The 17,695-nt window shown below is 46.3% G+C and carries 13 protein-coding genes; 2 read left to right on the forward strand and 11 right to left on the reverse strand.

Going from position 1 to position 17,695, the window contains the following annotated elements:
- Window positions 1–660: 660 nt before the first annotated feature.
- The 11 genes from DW743_RS12445 to pheA form a co-directional block, all read right to left on the reverse strand.
- Entirely contained in the window at window positions 661–2,217 is a 1,557-nt protein-coding gene (locus DW743_RS12445; RefSeq protein ID WP_117761760.1) for an ABC-F family ATP-binding cassette domain-containing protein, read from the reverse strand.
- A gap of 408 nt (window positions 2,218–2,625) precedes the next feature.
- Complete coding sequence (locus tag DW743_RS12450) at window positions 2,626–3,450, reverse strand: HAD-IIA family hydrolase (protein WP_226906418.1); 825 nt, start codon at window positions 3,448–3,450, stop codon at window positions 2,626–2,628.
- Window positions 3,447–4,175 (reverse strand): glycerophosphodiester phosphodiesterase, encoded by a 729-nt coding sequence (locus DW743_RS12455; protein WP_117761795.1) that lies wholly within the window; start codon window positions 4,173–4,175, stop codon window positions 3,447–3,449. Before DW743_RS12455 ends, DW743_RS12450 begins: the two co-directional genes overlap by 4 nt.
- Before the next feature lie 319 nt (window positions 4,176–4,494).
- On the reverse strand, window positions 4,495–5,913 hold the full coding sequence (locus tag DW743_RS12460; RefSeq protein WP_117761796.1) for an ABC transporter substrate-binding protein: 1,419 nt from the start codon (window positions 5,911–5,913) through the stop codon (window positions 4,495–4,497).
- A gap of 53 nt (window positions 5,914–5,966) precedes the next feature.
- Window positions 5,967–6,779, reverse strand: coding sequence for a carbohydrate ABC transporter permease (locus tag DW743_RS12465; RefSeq protein ID WP_416388109.1), 813 nt, complete (start codon window positions 6,777–6,779; stop codon window positions 5,967–5,969).
- 101 nt (window positions 6,780–6,880) lie between these two features.
- Complete coding sequence (locus DW743_RS12470; protein ID WP_117761797.1) at window positions 6,881–7,708, reverse strand: carbohydrate ABC transporter permease; 828 nt, start codon at window positions 7,706–7,708, stop codon at window positions 6,881–6,883.
- A gap of 55 nt (window positions 7,709–7,763) precedes the next feature.
- On the reverse strand, window positions 7,764–8,918 hold the full coding sequence (locus DW743_RS12475; protein WP_117761761.1) for an ABC transporter ATP-binding protein: 1,155 nt from the start codon (window positions 8,916–8,918) through the stop codon (window positions 7,764–7,766).
- Between the two features lie 606 nt (window positions 8,919–9,524).
- Complete coding sequence (locus DW743_RS12480; RefSeq protein ID WP_117761762.1) at window positions 9,525–11,711, reverse strand: RNA degradosome polyphosphate kinase; 2,187 nt, start codon at window positions 11,709–11,711, stop codon at window positions 9,525–9,527.
- 16 nt (window positions 11,712–11,727) lie between these two features.
- Window positions 11,728–13,269, reverse strand: coding sequence for a Ppx/GppA phosphatase family protein (locus DW743_RS12485; protein WP_117761763.1), 1,542 nt, complete (start codon window positions 13,267–13,269; stop codon window positions 11,728–11,730).
- Between the two features lie 83 nt (window positions 13,270–13,352).
- Window positions 13,353–14,681 (reverse strand): ATP-binding protein, encoded by a 1,329-nt coding sequence (locus DW743_RS12490; RefSeq protein WP_055222098.1) that lies wholly within the window; start codon window positions 14,679–14,681, stop codon window positions 13,353–13,355.
- Window positions 14,682–14,758: 77 nt separating this feature from the next.
- The gene (pheA, locus tag DW743_RS12495) at window positions 14,759–15,889 is read right to left on the reverse strand and encodes a prephenate dehydratase (protein ID WP_117761764.1); all 1,131 of its coding nucleotides are present in this window, start codon (window positions 15,887–15,889) and stop codon (window positions 14,759–14,761) included.
- Between the two features lie 413 nt (window positions 15,890–16,302).
- Here pheA and pyrB point away from each other — a divergent pair, with 413 nt between their 5' ends.
- Entirely contained in the window at window positions 16,303–17,223 is a 921-nt protein-coding gene (gene pyrB, locus DW743_RS12500; RefSeq protein ID WP_022462762.1) for an aspartate carbamoyltransferase, read from the forward strand.
- A gap of 19 nt (window positions 17,224–17,242) precedes the next feature.
- Window positions 17,243–17,680, forward strand: a complete 438-nt coding sequence (locus tag DW743_RS12505; RefSeq protein ID WP_022462761.1) for an aspartate carbamoyltransferase regulatory subunit — start codon at window positions 17,243–17,245, stop codon at window positions 17,678–17,680.
- Window positions 17,681–17,695: the final 15 nt, after the last annotated feature.

Genomic DNA, 17,695 nt, shown 5'->3' on the forward strand with positions numbered 1-17,695 from the left:
TATTCAGAACTTTCGAGGATGTGTTTCACTGTTTAATTATCAAGGATCTTTGCTGTTCCGACTCGGATCAGCTCGTTTATTTTATCACAGAACCTTTCGTTTGTCAAGAACTTTTTTAATTTATTTTTTGAAGCTTTTTCGAACTTCTTTGCTGTTCTCTCGATCAGCAACTCGTTTATTTTATCAAACTCATTCGCTTTTGTCAAGAACTTTTTTCAGGTTTTTTGAAGCAGTTTTTCCAACCCGCGGCAGCCACCCGGCTCCGAACTAGGTTTTTCTGTTTCAAAGAAACTCATTCGCATCAGCTCTCGCTGACAGCTTAGTTATAATAACACCGCCAAAAGCAAAAGTCAACACCTTTTTTCGAATTTTCTTATTTTCAGAAAAATACACACAATTCTGTATATTCATTTTTTTATCTAACTACTTGTTAAATACAAAAAATCAGCAGAAAACACCTTCTATAAAGTCCGTTTTCTGCTGACTTTTCTTCTTAATATTAGTCAAGCGGATGTTCGCAATCCGTTTCGCTACTTGCTCATAACCAAATAACTGCTTCGCAGCTTATCAGGAGTGACTTGTACCACTCCTGATACAAACAAGTCCCAACCCACTGCTTATTGCTCCACGCAATGGAAGCAGGGAACTTACTTGATTCGATTAAATCACTTTCGTCGTCCACTCCGAGCAGTCCCATACGCTGGTTGCCAGGCCATCATAAAATTCCGGCTCATGGCAGACCATAAGAACAGTTCCTTTGTACTCTTTCAGTGCGTTTTTCAGCTCCTCTTTCGCGTCCACGTCAAGATGGTTCGTCGGCTCGTCGAGGACAAGGAGGTTAGTTTCGCGGTTGATGAGTTTGCAGAGGCGCACTTTTGCCTGCTCGCCGCCGGAAAGGACACGCACCAGGCTTTCAATGTGCTGTGTGGTAAGACCGCATTTGGCGAGCGCTGCGCGGACTTCATACTGGGTATAGGATGGAAATTCTTCCCAGATTTCCTGGATACAACTGTTGGTGTTGCCTTTTGGCATTTCCTGCTCGAAATATCCGATTTCCAGATAATCGCCAAGCTCCACGTTTCCGCCAAGGGACGGAATCAAACCGAGGATACTCTTTAAGAGTGTTGTTTTTCCGATTCCGTTGGCACCGGTGAGCACGATCTTTTCGCCACGCTCGATCGCAAAGGTCAGCGGTCTGGAAAGCGGTTCTTCATAGCCGATCACAAGTTCTTTTGCAGTCACAACGAAACGACCCGAAGTGCGCGCAGTGCGGAAATGAAATTCCGGCTTTGGTTTTTCTTTCGCAAGCTCGATCACATCCATCTTATCCAGCTTCTTCTGCCGTGACATAGCCATGTTTCTGGTTGCCACACGGGCTTTGTTTCGTGCCACGAAATCCTTCAGTTCACTGATCTCCTGCTGCTGACGGTTATAGGCAGCTTCCTTCTGCGCTTTTTTGACCGCATAAACCTCCTGGAAGTGATCGTAATCACCCACATAACGATTCAGCTCTTTGTTTTCCATATGATAGATCAGATTGACAACACTGTTCAGGAATGGGATATCGTGAGAGATCAGAATGAAGGCATTTTCATACTCTTCAAGGTATCGTTTCAGCCAGGTGATATGTTCCACATCCAGGTAGTTGGTCGGCTCATCTAAAAGAAGGATATCCGGTTTTTCCAGCAGCAGTTTTGCCAGAAGGACCTTCGTTCTCTGTCCGCCGGAAAGCTCAGTGACATCGCGTTCGAGACCGATCTCCTCGAGGCCGAGTGCACGGCCGATCTCTTCGATTCTCGAATCCAGAATGTAGAAATCGTGTGCATCCATCATCTCCTGAATCACACCAAGTTCCTCCATCATCTGATTCAGCTCGTCCTCGGAGGCATCTCCCATGGAATCGCAGATCGTGTTCATCCGCTCTTCCATCTCGTACAGCCAGGAAAAAGCGCTTTTTAACACATCACGGATCGTCATACCTTTTTCCAGAACGGTATGCTGGTCCAGATAGCCGACACGGACATTTTTTGCCCACTCAACCTTTCCCTCATCCGGCATCAGCTTTCCGGTGATGATGTTCATAAAGGTTGATTTTCCCTCACCATTTGCGCCTACCAGACCGATGTGTTCCCCCTTTAAGAGGCGGAACGATACATCTTCAAAAATCGCACGGTCGCCGAAGCCGTGGGACAGATGTTCTACATTTAAAATACTCATGCATAAATTCTCCTTCTTCTGTTGTATTGGAATTTTCCGATCTCCTGATCGTTTTCTTTTTCATATGTAACTATTCAGAGCCATGCAAAATGGAAGAAAATTGCGAATCATGCTTGCATGAATGAGCGGTTTTCTTCCTTTTCATATGGCGAGAAGCAACATCGAGATGCAGCGTAAGCGGAATCGAGATGGGGCTCTGAATAGTTACTTTCCTATTATAGTCTGAATCATTATATAGGGAAATTCCCTCTTTTGGCAAGCTTTTTCTATACCGTCCCAGGCTTTTATCCCATATCCGGAAAGTATCCTTTTCCGCAGCAAAAAAGAAGAACTCCTTCGGAAAAAGGTTCTCCTCTCAGAATTCTTCTTTTTGTTTTTTTGTTCCAAAACCATAACCATTTCGGAATTTTAAGAGCATTTCTTTTTTTGTCCATACACCCAATCCGCATACATTTCCTTCACGGATGGATAGACATACTCCACAAGATACTGCGAGTTCTGCATTTCTTCGCGTGTAGATTCGCCTGAAAGCACAAGGGCTGCAGAAATATCCGCCATGTTTGCGCACGCAATGTCCGTATAGAGACGGTCTCCCACAAGAACAGCCTCATCGCGGGTTCTGCCTGTCATATCAAGTGCCATCTCAACCATCCGTGTACCTGGTTTTCCGATATAAGTCGGCATGCGGTGGACCGCATGTCCGATCATCTCGCAGATGGAACCGCAATCCGGCACGTAGCCGAATTCAATCGGACAAGCATAGTCCGGGTTCGTTGCAGCGTAATCGAGCTCCGGGCGCTCTGTCAACAGCCGACAGATATCCGTCAGTTTTTGATACGTCAGTTCATTGTCATAGCTTGCAAGCACACATGCAATTCCTTCTTTCTCCGGATCGTGGGTGGTACACACACCGAAGCTCTCCAATTCCCGGATCAGAGAGTCCGTTCCCAGCACATAGACGGGACGGGATCCATATTTCTGCTTCAGATAATGCGCTGTTGCAACAGAAGCCGTCAGAAAGTTCGCGCTTGTTGTCGGGATGCCCAGCTTTGCAAATTTTTTCCGGTAATCTGCTACGCTCATCGTCGTATTATTTGTGATAAACACATAATCTCCACCGTACTCGGACAGTCCGTTTAAAAATCGGTCTGCTCCCGGAATCAGACGGTTCCCCACGCAGATGGTTCCGTCGATATCCAAAAGGAACAGCTTTTTTTCTCCAATCGGTATCACTTCGCGTTGCGGCAGGAAACGGCCACATCCGGATAATTAGTGATGACTGCGTCAACACCGGCCTCCATCAGACGCTCGATCTCCGCCTTATCATTGACCGTCCACACATGCACCGCAAGATCGCTTTCCACATACTGCTGAAGAAAGTCTGCCATCTGCACATGAAAGGTTGCCGGATGAAGAGCTCCTGTTCCGATTTTTTTCGCATAATTCACGACATCATAAATAATATCTGCGTAGAGGATGCCGGTGCTGGCTTTCGGATCCAGTTCCAGAATTTTTGCAATGCTGTAATGGTTAAAGGAAGAATAAATCACGCGATCTTCCATCTCCATCTCTTTTGTCAGCTCGAGTACCTTTTTTTCCAGGTCTTTATACCAGAAAATACCGGTTTTCAGCTCGACATTGATCGTCATTCCCGTTGGCTTTAATGCTTCATATACTTCGCGAAGCGTCGGAATTTTTACATTCTGATATTCCAGATGTGTCTTATTAAAGTTCAGGTTCTTCAATTCCGCAAGCGTATAATCTTTGACAAATCCGCTTCCGTCACTGACCCGGTCGATTTCTTCATCGTGGACAACAACCATCTCGCCATCTTTCGTCAGCTGTACATCCAGCTCCACACCGTCTGCTCCCTGCTCTGCCGCAAGAAGAAACGCTTCCAGTGTATTTTCCGGTGCATATGCACTGGCTCCTCTGTGTGCCCATACTTTTGTTTTCATCTCGTATCTGTCCTCCATTTTCCGTTCCCATTTCCAAATCTGCACTCTTTTCTATCTTTTGTCCCGACTGCAGCTTTTTTCCTTTTATCGTAAGCCTGAAAACAAGTGAAAAAAGCGGTGCTGATTTTTTTACATCTTCTGCGGGATTGCTATAGATTCGGAAGCGCGCCGGATTTTTGTCTCCGACGCATTTCCAGTCATATCTGAAAAATCATTTCCGTAAATCGGATCTTCCCATTCACAAAACCGTTCAAACACGCTTTGGGAACTCGTTTTTCTTCACTATAGGACGAAATCTTATTTTTGTAAAGCCTGTCTCTTATTCATTTACCAGATTATAATCCTCGATGGAGCTGTTGATCTGGGAAGCCATTGATTCTACTGCTTTCTCCGGGGTCTCATTTCCGTTGATCATATTCTCGATTTCTGTTTCCACAATCTGTCTTGCCTCCGGGAATACAGAGAGAAGTGCGCCGGCGTACTGCGGCTTGGAATCGTGCAGCTGGTCGATTGCGGTCTGGAACTGCGGATACTGTGCTACATTATCTTTAAAGGTCTGCTCCTCATCAGCAGCTGTTGTTACCGGGAAGTAACCCGTCTCGGCATTCCAGTATGCCTGAGATTCCGGGGAAATCAGGAATTTAATAAATTTCCAGGTAGCTGCTGCTTTCATATCATCGTTGTTGTTCAATGCCCAGAGAGAGGCTCCTCCGATGGAAACACCGCCCTCATCGCCGTCCTTGATTGTCGGGAAATATGCGGTTCCAACTTCGAAGCTTCCATTGACATCCTGTAAAATCTGCTTCAGAGATGCGGTAGAGCCAAGGGTGATCGCTGCTTTTCCGGAAGTAAAGTCTGTCGTTGCGGTATCACTTCCGGCACGGCCTACGTTTGGTGCAACGTCGGCATCGTTCAGGGCTTTCCACTCATTTAAGATGTTGAGCGCTCCGCCGTTGGAATCAAATTCAACTGCAGTAGCAGCGGCATCACGGCCATTTCCATTATCCGCATAGGAAAGTCCCTGTTTACAGAGCCACTGTTCGAAATACCATCCATAGATGGAGAGTGCCAGCGGTTCACCGGCTCCGCCCTTTGTTTTCAGATCATCACCGATAGCAAGAATTCCTTCCAGGCTTGTCGTAACCTCAGTGATCCCTGCTTTTTCAAACATATCTTTGTTGTAATACAGAATCGGTGTGGACGAATTGAATGGCATCGAGTACAGCTCATTGTTTACCGTATAATAAGCAGCGATATTCGGCTCGATCTGGGAAATGTCATAGCCATCTGCATTAATCAGCTCCTGCATCGGAATGACCCAGCCGGAATCAATCATAAAGCGTGTTCCGATATCATAAATCTGTACCAGGTCTGCTCCCATATTTCCGATCTGTGCACTTTTCAGTTTGTTAATCGTATCATCATATTCTCCCTGATAAACCGCCTCAACGGTAATGCCATCGGTATTCTCTTCATTGAATTTATTGACAAGATAATCCATTGCCTCGCCATTGACACCGCCCATGGAATGCCAGAAGGTAATCGTGGTTCCCTTCGTATCCTGGTTTAAATCCGGTGCTTCTGCGCCATCTGCCGTACTTCCTGCCTCTGTGCTGGCTGTGGTTTCATCCGTTGTCGCACTCTGTGCCTCACTCGTTGTTTTTCCGCCTCCACATCCAGTAAGCGCCATAGCTGCCATAGAAGCCGCAAGAATCGATGCAATCACTTTTTTCTTCATTTTTTTCTCCTCGTTTTTCATACAGTTTTCTATTCTTTTTTCTGTCACAGGAATCAGCCCTTGACTGCTCCTGAAAACATTCCTTTGATTAAGGCCTTCTGGCCTACGATAAAGATGGAAATGGATGGAATGATAATCATTACCACGCCCGCCAGCATCAGGGTAATCGACTGTGCGTCGACGCTGTTCAGCATACTGATACCAATCTGTACGGTACGCTTGCTGTCCGAACCTGTAACCAGCAGCGGCCACATGTACATATTCCATGCATTGATAAAGGTGTAAACCGCCATTGCTCCCATTGCTGACTTTGTCAGCGGCATCAGGATTTTTACGATAAACCGCAGATTCCCGCAGCCGTCCAGCTTCGCCGATTCATAAAGCGAAATCGGAAAGGTCATGTAGAACTGGCGGAACAGGAAAATTCCCATTGCAGAGGTAAGAGAAGGCAGGATCAGAACAATATAGGTATCGAGCAATCCGAGACTTCCTACTGTCAGATAATTGGAAATAATGGTTGCCTCACCCGGCACCATCATGGTCGCCATGACCAGCATAAACAGAACATTTTTTCCTTTGAAATTCAGGAAAGAGAAGGCAAATGCCGCAAGAGAACACGTTACAATCTGACCCAGCGTAATGCTGCCCGCAACCAAAAATGAGTTCAGGACAAAGCGTACCAGCGGAATTTTATGAAATGCTTCCACGAAATTTTCCAGCGTCGGATGTTTTGGCACGATGTTCATTGCCATTGTGTAAAGCTCGCCGGACGGCATAAACGCTACACTGATGGTATAAAGCAGCGGAAACAGCATAAACAGACAAACGATCAGGTTCATGGTAACCAACGCTGTTTTCTGAAGCATTTTCTTTCTTTTTGCTTTTGCATTCATTGCCAGATGCAGTGCCTGCAGCTCCTCTGCAGAATAAGTTTTTGGTCCGGCAATCGTAGTTGCTATTGTAGACATCAGTATTTTACTCCTCTCTTTTCCACGCGGAACATAACCAGGGTAAGCGCCATGACAATCAGAAACAAAACAACGGACTGTGCGGCTGCGCTTCCAAACCGGTAATTAAAAAACGCATCACGGTATATCGAATATACAATCAGGTTCGTGGATTCTCCCGGTCCTCCCTGTGTCAGGATTTTCACCTGTCCGAATGACTGGAATGCCTGAATAATGTTAACAACCAGTGTGTAGAACATGATCGGAGAAAGCCCCGGCAGTGTCAGCTTAAAAAATTTCTGTACTGCATTCGCTCCATCTACAGAAGCACGCTCATAAATCGAATCATCAATGTTTCCAAGTCCCGCCGAAAAATACAGGAAATTGATGCCACTGTTCAGCCATGCCGTAAGGACAGCCACACAGATCAGCGCATATTTCGGATCACTGACCCAGTTAATGCTCACATGCAGCAATTTGTTTACGATACCGATCGTGGGATTTAAAATAATCTTGAAAATCATGGCGCCTGAGCTCGATGCTACTGCCATTGGGAGTGCATAGGAAGTACTGAATACCCGGATTCCCGGGAAAGCCTTGCTGCAAAGAACTGCTCCCAGAAGGCCAAGCGCCATACTTCCGACTACAACAATCGCCACAAATTCCAGTGTAACCCAGAGACTGTTGTAAAAGGATGGATTCGATAATAAGCTTTTATAGTTATCCAGTCCCACATACAATTTCGCTTCTCCAAGCTTGTTTGTCTTATACAGGCTCAGATAAATGGTTTTAAAAAACGGATAAAACAGAAAGATGCTAAAGATCACCATACTCGGGATCAGATACATATAAACTTCTGCTCTTTTACACTTTTCGATTACTTTTTTCACTTTCTGCTCCTTCTTATGCTGTTGCACGTTCTTCTTTTTCAACCGGCCGAGATAAAATATTTTCTTCTGTAAACGGATCAAAGATCTGTGCTTTTTCCATATCTGCATACAATGTAATGCTTTCCTTTGCAGTAACCGGCACCTCGGAAGGCACTCTTGCTGTAATCAGATTTTTTCCGGTATTCATATGCAGATACGCTTCTGCACCGATCATCTCCCGCAGGTCAACAAATGCCTTCAACTGATTCTCTTCGTAACAGATCCGATGTGCGGAAGCGGTTGTTTCGTCCTGTAAATCCTCCGGTCTCAGACCTAAGATCACCATTTTTCCGAGATAAGCGCGGCGAAGCACCATTTCGTTCTCTCCTTTTGCACGAAGGGTAACTCCTCCGTCTGCCTCCAGATAAACCGCTCCGTTTCTTTCCATCACCATCGTTTCCATAAAATTCATACTCGGAGCTCCGATAAAACCAGCCACAAATTTGTTTGCCGGATGGCGGTAAATCCGCTCCGGTGTATCCGCCTGCTGCACAACACCGTCTTTCATAACAATAATTTTTGTACCAAGCGTCATCGCCTCCGTCTGATCATGTGTAACATAAATCACCGTCGTTTTCAGTTCCTTATGTAATTTTGCCAGCTCCACCCGCATCTGTGCCCGCAGCTTCGCATCTAGGTTCGAAAGCGGCTCATCCATTAAAAATGCTTTCGGCCGTCTCATAATTGCACTTCCAATCGCAACTCTTTGTTTCTGACCGCCGGAAAGTGCTGCCGGTCTCCGGTCAAGTAAATGCTCAATTCCAAGCATTTTAGCTGCCTCATGTACCTTTTTATCAACTTCATCCTTGGGCTGTTTCCGGATTTTCAGAGAAAACGCCATGTTTTCATATACCGTCATATTCGGATAAAGCGCGTAGTTCTGAAACACCATCGAAAGATCGCGATCCTTTGCTTCTACATAATTACAAAGCTGTCCATCAATCCAGAGCTCCCCGCTCGTAATCTCCTCAAGACCGGCAATCATCCGAAGCGTCGTCGATTTTCCGCAGCCGGAAGGTCCAACAAAAATCACAAACTCCCGATCCGGTATTTCAAGCGAAAAATCCTGAACCGCATAATGTTCCTTATCATAAGATTTACAGACATTCTTCAACACAATATTTGACATTCGTTTTTCTTCCTCCTCGTCTTGTCGAGATTCATTATACCTTTCCTTCCGTAAAGCCCACTACCACCGCTTTGTAAAATATCCGTTAATAAAATAACCGGTTACTTTACAAAAAATGTCCACATTTTCCCTTACCTCCATCCCCTTCTTTTCCAGCCACTCTTCCAGATCACTCTTTGTAAAATCCCCGAAAATCACCCGCAAAACCAATTTTCAAAACAAATTCTGAATAGCCATTCCTTTTCCCAATACCCAACAGATTATTTTTGACACAAAAAAAACGCCGCAACTCTCAAAGCTGCAGCTCTTTCTCATCACAACATACCATATTCTTCTTTCATGTCAACGCAGTGGGCGCTCCCGCTCCCACATCCGTGTCCGTCCTTCACACAGCCCCGTAACGCACACAAGGGTGATGCGCATTTGCAGGGAGCGTGTAATTCTTAGGTTCTGGCATTTTGCGTTATGCGCCAAAAATCAACTGTCTGAGCGACAGCGAGTTTTGATTTTTGGCGCATGGTTTTAGCAAAATGACAGAGCCTTAGAATTACTAGCTCCCGAAACCGCGCATCACCCTTGTGTGCGTTACGGGGCGTCCGTCCAAACCTATTCCACCGGTTCCGCCGGCACAAACACCCTGCTGTTTTCCTGTTCTTTCGGTTTTTCCGCTCTTTCCGTTGCCTCCCTGCAGAAATACTCCTGTGAATTCACCAGCATCTTTCCGCGCTTATCCGGCTTTGTATACGTTCCGTCTGCCTGTAAAATACTGGCTTTCACATTATCCTTCATCTGGATATCAAGAATATGCATTACTTCTTTCTTGATCTGCTCATCCTCAACCGGGAACACGATCTCCACCCGTTTTTCCAGATTTCGCGGCATCCAGTCCGCGCTTCCCATAAACACCTCTTCATTTCCACCACTGTAGAAGTAGAAAATCCGCGCATGTTCCAGGAAATTGCCGACAATCGAGCGAACGGTAATATTCTCGCTGACACCCGGGATTCCAACCTTCAGGCAACAGATTCCCCGGATAATCAGGTCAATCTTTACTCCGGCTGCCGAAGCACTGTAAAGCGCCGCAATAATATCGCGGTCGCATAACGAGTTCATCTTCGCAATAATATGCGCTTTCTGTCCCTTCTTTGCGTGCTCCTCTTCCATCGCAATCAGATGCAGGAACCGGTCCTTCATCCAGAGCGGTGCAACAATCAGTTTGTTCCAGCGATCCGGCTCCGAATAGCCCGAAAGCATGTTAAATACTGCTGTTGCGTCCTCACCGATCTTTGCATTGCATGTCAGCAGGCCACAGTCCGTATACAGCTTTGCCGTAGAATCGTTATAGTTTCCCGTGCCAAGATGTACATATCTGCGAATGCCTGTCTCCTCGCGCCGAACCACCAGTGTGATCTTACTGTGTGTTTTCAGTCCCAGAAGACCATAAATTACATGGCATCCCGCCTTTTCCAGCATCTTCGCCCAGACAATATTGTTTTCTTCGTCAAACCGTGCCTTTAATTCCACCAGTACGGAAACCTGTTTGCCATTTTCCGCCGCCTGAGCCAGTGCTGCAATAATCGGAGAATTGCCGCTCACACGGTACAGCGTCTGTTTGATTGCCAGTACATCCGGATCCTTTGCTGCTTGTTGTACAAATTGCACGACCGGATCAAACGTCATATAAGGATGATGCAGTAAGATGTCTCCTTTTCGGATGTTTGTAAAAATGTCATCCTCATTCATCAGCGCCGGAACTGCTGCTGGAATGTATTTTGGAATTTTATACTCATCAAAGCCGTCGAGCCCATACATTTTCATTAAAAACGTCAGATCGAGCGGTCCCGGAATCCGGAACAGGTCGTCTTCATCGATGTCAAACTCTTTTTCCAGCATCTTCAGGAGCCGCTTATCCATCTTATCTTCCACTTCCAGACGGATCACTTCGCCCCACTGACGTTTTTTAAGCTGCTTCTGGATCTCTTTTAACAGGTCCGAAGCCTCATCCTCATCGATCGAAAGATCTGCATTTCGCATAACACGGTACGGATGCGCACAGACCACATCGTAGCTTAAGAACAGCTTTCCAATGTTCCGCTCGATGATCTCCTCCAGAAGAATCACATACCGCTGTCCCGTCTTTTCATCCTGCGGAAGCAGAATAAAACGCGGCAGTACCGAAGGAACCTGAACCGTCGCAAATTCCAGTTCTTTCTCTTTTTCCTTCTCCTTGCCTTTCTTCTCTTTCTTATCCTCCGCACGGCTCAGAAGCGAATCCTCTTTCTTCTGCACCAGTGCACCGATATTCAATGTTTTGTTCCGGATCAATGGGAACGGGCGGGCCGAATCCATGGCCATCGGGGTCAGAACCGGGTAAATGTTCTCCTCAAAATAGGAATCCACATACTCCGCCTGCTCCTTCGTCAGCTTCTCGTGCTCGCTGATAATCGTAAGGCCAACGTGCTCCAGAGACGGAACCGCCGAGCGATTGTACGTATTGTACTGCAGCTGCACCAGCTCGTGTGTCCGTTTGCTGATCCCGGCAAGCTGCTCCTTCGCATCCATGCCGGACAGATCCTTTTTCGTATAGTTTGCATGCACCTGGTCTTTTAGTGAAGCCACACGGACCATATAAAACTCATCCAGATTGGAGGAGGTAATGCTGATAAATTTCAGACGTTCAAACAGCGGAATACTCTTATCCCGCGCCTCGTTTAAAACACGCTCGTCGAAGCTGACCCAGCTCAACTCCCGGTTGCGGAAATATTCCGGTTTCTTATATGGTGCAATATCCATCTTTCTTCGCCTCCTTTTACATCTGCCGTTTCAGTTTGATGACCGGCTGTATGCTGAATACCTCATTGAAGAAATCTAATTTTTGCTGGCACAAACCTTGCTCAAGGGTAAAATCGCGGTTGACCGTGAGCGAAAGCTGCAGCTCGCGCTCCTTTAATGTGGCGCGGATCGCCTGAATCTTCTGCAAATGACTCCGGTCGAGCGCATTCGCCAGACGGACGATTGCGGTCAGTTCGGATACTGTCAGATACTGCTCGGCACTCAAGGACGATTCCATCACCAGCTCATCGTAGGACGGGAGCGTAACCGTGTTGTATCTTGCAATCAATGCCACCATCTCACGCTCAATGTGCGACAATCCGATGATTTCATTTGACATGATAATATTATAGGAAGAATCCGCCACATTATTGAAACTGATGTATTTTCCAACGTCATGCAGCATCACTGCCATCTGGAGAAGCAGCCGTTCGCGCTCTTTCATACCGTGCATCTTTTTCGTCGCATCAAACATGGCAAGCGCTGTCATCTCCAGGTTCTGGACATGCGGACGGTTCACTGCGTACCGTTTTCCGATATTTTTTGCCGCCATCAGAATATCATTTTCGAAATTATGACCGCCTTTCAGCAGTTTCATCTGCTCCGCATACTCGTATGCAATACCACGTGTCATATGCACGCCCGGAATCCAAATATGCTCCGCACCCATCATATCAATCAGACATTTATAAATCACAGCAGACGGATACATCAGTGAAGCGTTTTCCAGCGGAATACCAAGTTTTACGGCGAGCTCCATCGGTGACTGGCGGATAATTTTCTCATACCAGGTATTAAAGTTTTCGCGGGAAATGATTTTTGTCGTTTTTTCTTCAATGTTCTGATAAACACTGTCGGTGAAAACATCGCCGATCAGCATAATGTTTTCAATTTTGCGGTCTTTCAGATACATCTTTTTAAAGCTTGATACTTCGTTCCAGATCAGCTCCTCGACCATCTCTTCGTAATGTTCCGTCTCACTCTGAATTCCGGCAAGACGCTCGCGGATGCGAAGACTTCCCATGCGGATGTTCTGTGTTGTGACAAGTGCATCCTTGTCGAACAGGGAAATCTGAAAACTGCCACCGTCAAGATCGAGAATCGCAGTTCCCTTTTCAATGATCTTGTTAAAATTGTCCTCCATCGCCGCGAGCGCTTTATAGCTAAGAAAACGCTGCTCCGAGTTGGAGAGAACCGTGACAGAAAGACCGGTCAACTGATGAATTTTTCCAAGGACATAGAGACTGTTCGACGCCTCACTGATCGCACTGGATGCCGCTGCACGGTAATCGTCCACGCGATAGCCTTCCATAATCCGCACAAAATCTGCGAGTACACGGCACAGCTCTTCTTCCATTTCCGGGCGAATTTTTCCCAGCGTGTACGTATCTTTTCCAAGCTCCATCCGATGGCAGATCTTATCCACGCTTCGGATACCCTGCTTTTTGGAGATCTCGAAAATCTCCAGAATGACGTCGTAGCTGCCGATATCAATGGCAGCAAATGTGGAATACTGCATATATGCTTTTCCTCCTTCTTTTTCAAAGGATATCCCAAAAAGCCCGCTCCCAATACCAAGCGGACTTTTTGACCTTTTTCTTTTTACTGTTTTCCGAGCAGATAATCGATAAACTGCTGTGCGGTACGGCCGGACAGACCGCCGTGGGACAGTTCCCATTTGTTCGCTTCTGCCAAAAGCTCTTCCTCACGCAGCGTCACGCCGTATCGTTCGGCCAGTGTGGAAACAATCTTCTGGAATTCTTTCTTATCCGGTGCACCAAAATAGATGCTGACGCCGAAACGGTATACCAAGGATAGTTTCTCCTGTACGGTGTCGGAAGTATGCATATCCTGTCTTGTTCCTTCTTTATCACTGTAATCCTCTTTAATCAGATGGCGACGATTGGAGGTTGCATAAATAAGAATATTGTCCGGACGTTTTTCCAGGCCTCCCTCAATGACAGCTTTCAGGTATTTGTACTCAATCTCAAACTCTTCAAAGGAAAGGTCATCCATGTAAATAATGAATTTATAATTTCTGTTTTTGATCTGTGCAATCAGCTCATTCAAATCCTGAAACTGATGCTTGTAAACCTCGATCATACGAAGTCCCTGATCGTAATATTCATTCAGGATGCCCTTGATGCTGGAGGATTTTCCGGTTCCGGCATCGCCAAAAAGCAGACAGTTGTTTGCTTTCTTGCCCTCGACAAACGCTTTCGTGTTGTCGATCAGCTTCTGCTTTGGAATTTCGTAGCCGACAAGATCAGAAAGGCGCACATCCGGAATGTTGGTAATCGGGATAATCTCAACGTTCTCTCCTGTATGCGCAATACGAAATGCCTTGTGAAGTCCCAGTTTTCCCACTCCGAAATCTTTGTAAAACTGAACCATATCAGCCATAAATTCATCTGCGGATGCAGCCTTTGCCAGACGGATGGCCAGCTCACAGATACGATCCCGGACTTCTTTGTTGAACAGTTTATTTGGACTGTCCGTGTTCTCATAGGAACTGATGACAGAGGCATCGCCGGACTCAAAAATTTCATCAAAAACACAGATATCAAAATCAAACAGTTCTTTGAAACGGACAAAGTCGTGTTTTGCCATCTGGTTGATGCTTCCCTCTACTTTTCCGACAATCTCGCACGAGGTAGAGAATGCATTTTCTTTGTTTACCAGCAGATACGTCAGATAATCATGCCAGAGATTTCCGGAGAAGCCGTAGCGGTTTGCCATCTCGACAAGGCGGTTCAGTGCCTCGTAAAACTGCGGCTCATATGCGCTCATATTCTCACGGAACCGGCGGTCCTTTAAGGAAATCTGAGCATTGACCAGTTTTTTGTAGGTCTCCACCAGTATCGTCATATCGCGCAGTACCTCTCCCTCTGCGAAATCGCGGTAGAGGATACATTCTTCTATTCTAATCATCTTTTTGTCTCTTCCTTCCTGTCATTTTTCATTTTATTTATGCGAAAAGGCCGCTTGGTACGGCCCTCTCTTCTGGATTAATAATTTCCGAAAATCCGGAATTTCGCGGATTCTGCCTGCAATCCGCGCAGTGCGTTTTTGACTGCCGGATCGCTTAAGTTCCCCTCGAAATCCACGAAGAAACGGTACTCCCATTTCCGCTGCGGAATCGGGCGGGACTCGATTTTGGTCATGTTCAGATCGTTGTAAATAAAATGTGCCAGTGCATTGTAAAGAGAACCGCTTTGATGCGGCAGTTCCATGCATACGCTGATTTTCTGTGCATCCTTTACAAAGCGTTTCTGACCGGAAATAATAACAAAGCGTGTCGTATTGCCCCGGGTGTCAAAAATGCCTTCTTTTAAGATCTGCAGTCCGAAGTGTTCTGCTGCATATGGGCTTCCGACGGCTGCCATCGTCAAATCCCCGCTCTCAGATACTTCTTTTGCAGCGGCGGCCGTATTCAGTCGTTCCTCTGTTTTCCAGTTTTCATTGGAATCGAGAAAACGGCGGCACTGGGCCAGTGCCTGCGGGTGGGAAATCACGGTACGGATGTCCTCAACTTTCGCACCCGGCAGTGCCATCAGCACATGCTCGACCGGCAGCTCCTGCTCGCCGACGATGTAGTGCGGGTATTCCACGAGAAGATCGTAAATGTCGGATACGATGCCTGCGGTGGAGTTCTCGATCGGAAGCACAGCGTAATCAGCCTCGCCCTTTGTGATCGCCTCCATCGCCTCTTTCCAGGTGTCTACGTGGAAACTGGTGATCGTATCATCGAAAAATTCTTTCATGGCACCGAAGCTATAGGCGCCCTCCACACCCTGGAAGACAACTCTTCTGCCGTGCGTCGGGAGGTGGTCAACCTGTGTGTAATCGGTCATCTCCTCGCCGCCGTTCTCGGTCAGCAACTGATACTGGCGTTTCCGGCTGATCGACATGATCTGCTGGAACAGCTCCTGGATGCCTTTTGTATTGAATGCATTTGTTCCCTCGCCTGTCAGCTTTTCCAGCTTCTGGCGCTCACGTTCTGCATCGAAAACGGCTTTTCCTGTCTCTATCTTGTACTGCGCAACCTCCGCCGTCAGCGCCATCCGGTGCTGGAACAGGCGGACGATCTCGTCATCGGTGGCATCGATCTCGTCGCGGATTTTTCCTAAGTCTAGCATATCTGGTCCTCCTGATACTCTACATTTGTTGCAGATATCAATATTTTACTCCATCTCCGTTTAATTTACAAGAAAAGATCTTCCGAAATTCGGCTTTTGTACAATCTTTTTCCTTTTTGACTGCTATTTCACTTTATTTTTTCACATTTCATATTACTCTGCTTTTCGACCTTTTTCCTACCATTTTTTATCTTGCATTTATCCTGTTTTTGTGTTAAGGTGGAACACAGAAAAAATAAGTTACTGTTCACTCAGCAGGGAAACACCTGCTGTTTCGCTGCGTAAGAAAGTGATTCAGGCGTGAGCAGCCCTCCTTTTGCGAAGCAAAACTTTAAATGAGGGCTGCGAATGTTACCGTTCGCAGGGAACCTGTGAACGGTAACAAAAATAAGGATCTTCATAGGAGGTAATATATGCGACACTTAATGAGTCCCCTTGATTTCTCGGTCGAAGAACTGGATCAGTTAATGGATCTGGCGAACGATATTGAAAAGAACCCGGAGAAATATGCACATGCCTGCGATGGCAAAAGACTTGCTACTTTATTTTATGAACCAAGCACACGCACCCGTCTCAGCTTTGAGGCTGCCATGATGAATCTTGGCGGTACTGTTCTTGGTTTTTCTTCTGCCAATTCTTCTTCCGCTTCCAAAGGTGAAAGCGTAGCCGACACCATCCGCGTGGTATCCTGCTTTGCAAATATTTGTGCCATGCGTCATCCGAAAGAAGGCGCTCCGCTCGTTGCATCGATGTACTCCCGTATTCCTGTGATCAACGCAGGTGATGGCGGACATCAGCATCCGACGCAGACTCTTACCGATCTTCTTACCATCCGTTCTTTAAAGGGTCGCCTGAACAATCTTACCATCGGCTTCTGCGGTGATCTTAAATTCGGCAGAACGGTTCATTCCCTGATTGAAGCGCTGGTTCGTTATACCGGCATTAAAATTGTATTAATCTCCCCGGAGGAGCTTCGTCTCCCGGATTACATCCGTGATGATGTGCTGCGGGCGAACAATGTTCCATTTGAGGAAGTTATTAAAATGGAAGATGTTCTCCCGAAGCTGGATGTTCTTTATATGACCCGTGTCCAGAAAGAACGTTTCTTCAACGAGGATGATTACATCCGCATGAAGGATTTCTATATTCTGGATCAGTCCAAAATGGATCTTGCTTCTCCGGAAATGCTGGTTCTGCATCCGCTGCCGCGTGTCAATGAGATCTCCGTTGACGTGGATAATGACCCGCGCGCTGCTTACTTTAAACAGGTTCAGTACGGTGTTTATGCACGTATGGCCCTGATTCTGACGCTGCTGAACATCAAAGTCGATTAAGAAAGGAGCATCTTTCGCTATGCTGAACGTAGGACGTATTGAAGAGGGCTTCGTGCTCGACCATATTAAAGCAGGAAAGGCTATGACCATTTACCATGATCTGGGACTGGACAAGCTGGACTGTACCGTAGCCATTATTAAAAATGCCAAAAGTGAAAAAATGGGAAAAAAGGACATTCTGAAAGTTGAGTGTTCGGTTGATAAGATGGATCTTGACATCTTAGGCTTTATCGATCACAATATCACTGTCAATGTCATTAAAGACGGCGAGATTACGGAGAAAAAAGAACTTCATCTGCCGAAACAGGTGGTTGATGTGATTAAATGTAAAAACCCGCGCTGTATCACCTCTATTGAGCAGGGATTAAAACATGTCTTTATCCTGGCTGACCCGGAAAAAGAGGTTTACCGTTGCAAATACTGTGATGAGAAGTATACAGGAAACAGAAATAAATAAGAGCTGTACGGCAAA

Source organism: Blautia sp. AM28-27 (assembly GCF_003480905.1).
Taxonomy (GTDB): Bacteria; Bacillota; Clostridia; order Lachnospirales; family Lachnospiraceae; genus Fusicatenibacter; species Fusicatenibacter saccharivorans.

Excerpts from the sequence above, each read along its gene's own strand:
- DW743_RS12445 (WP_117761760.1), bottom strand. The coding sequence starts at position 2,217 with ATGAGTATTTTAAATGTAGAACATCTGTCCCACGGCTTCGGCGACCGT.
- DW743_RS12455 (WP_117761795.1), bottom strand. The coding sequence starts at position 4,175 with ATGAAAACAAAAGTATGGGCACACAGAGGAGCCAGTGCATATGCACCG.
- DW743_RS12460 (WP_117761796.1), bottom strand. The coding sequence starts at position 5,913 with ATGAAGAAAAAAGTGATTGCATCGATTCTTGCGGCTTCTATGGCAGCT.
- DW743_RS12465 (WP_416388109.1), bottom strand. The coding sequence starts at position 6,779 with ATGCTTCAGAAAACAGCGTTGGTTACCATGAACCTGATCGTTTGTCTG.
- DW743_RS12470 (WP_117761797.1), bottom strand. The coding sequence starts at position 7,708 with ATGTATCTGATCCCGAGTATGGTGATCTTTAGCATCTTTCTGTTTTAT.
- DW743_RS12475 (WP_117761761.1), bottom strand. The coding sequence starts at position 8,918 with ATGTCAAATATTGTGTTGAAGAATGTCTGTAAATCTTATGATAAGGAA.
- DW743_RS12480 (WP_117761762.1), bottom strand. The coding sequence starts at position 11,711 with ATGGATATTGCACCATATAAGAAACCGGAATATTTCCGCAACCGGGAG.
- DW743_RS12485 (WP_117761763.1), bottom strand. The coding sequence starts at position 13,269 with ATGCAGTATTCCACATTTGCTGCCATTGATATCGGCAGCTACGACGTC.
- DW743_RS12490 (WP_055222098.1), bottom strand. The coding sequence starts at position 14,681 with ATGATTAGAATAGAAGAATGTATCCTCTACCGCGATTTCGCAGAGGGA.
- pheA (WP_117761764.1), bottom strand. The coding sequence starts at position 15,889 with ATGCTAGACTTAGGAAAAATCCGCGACGAGATCGATGCCACCGATGAC.
- pyrB (WP_022462762.1), top strand. The coding sequence starts at position 16,303 with ATGCGACACTTAATGAGTCCCCTTGATTTCTCGGTCGAAGAACTGGAT.
- DW743_RS12505 (WP_022462761.1), top strand. The coding sequence starts at position 17,243 with ATGCTGAACGTAGGACGTATTGAAGAGGGCTTCGTGCTCGACCATATT.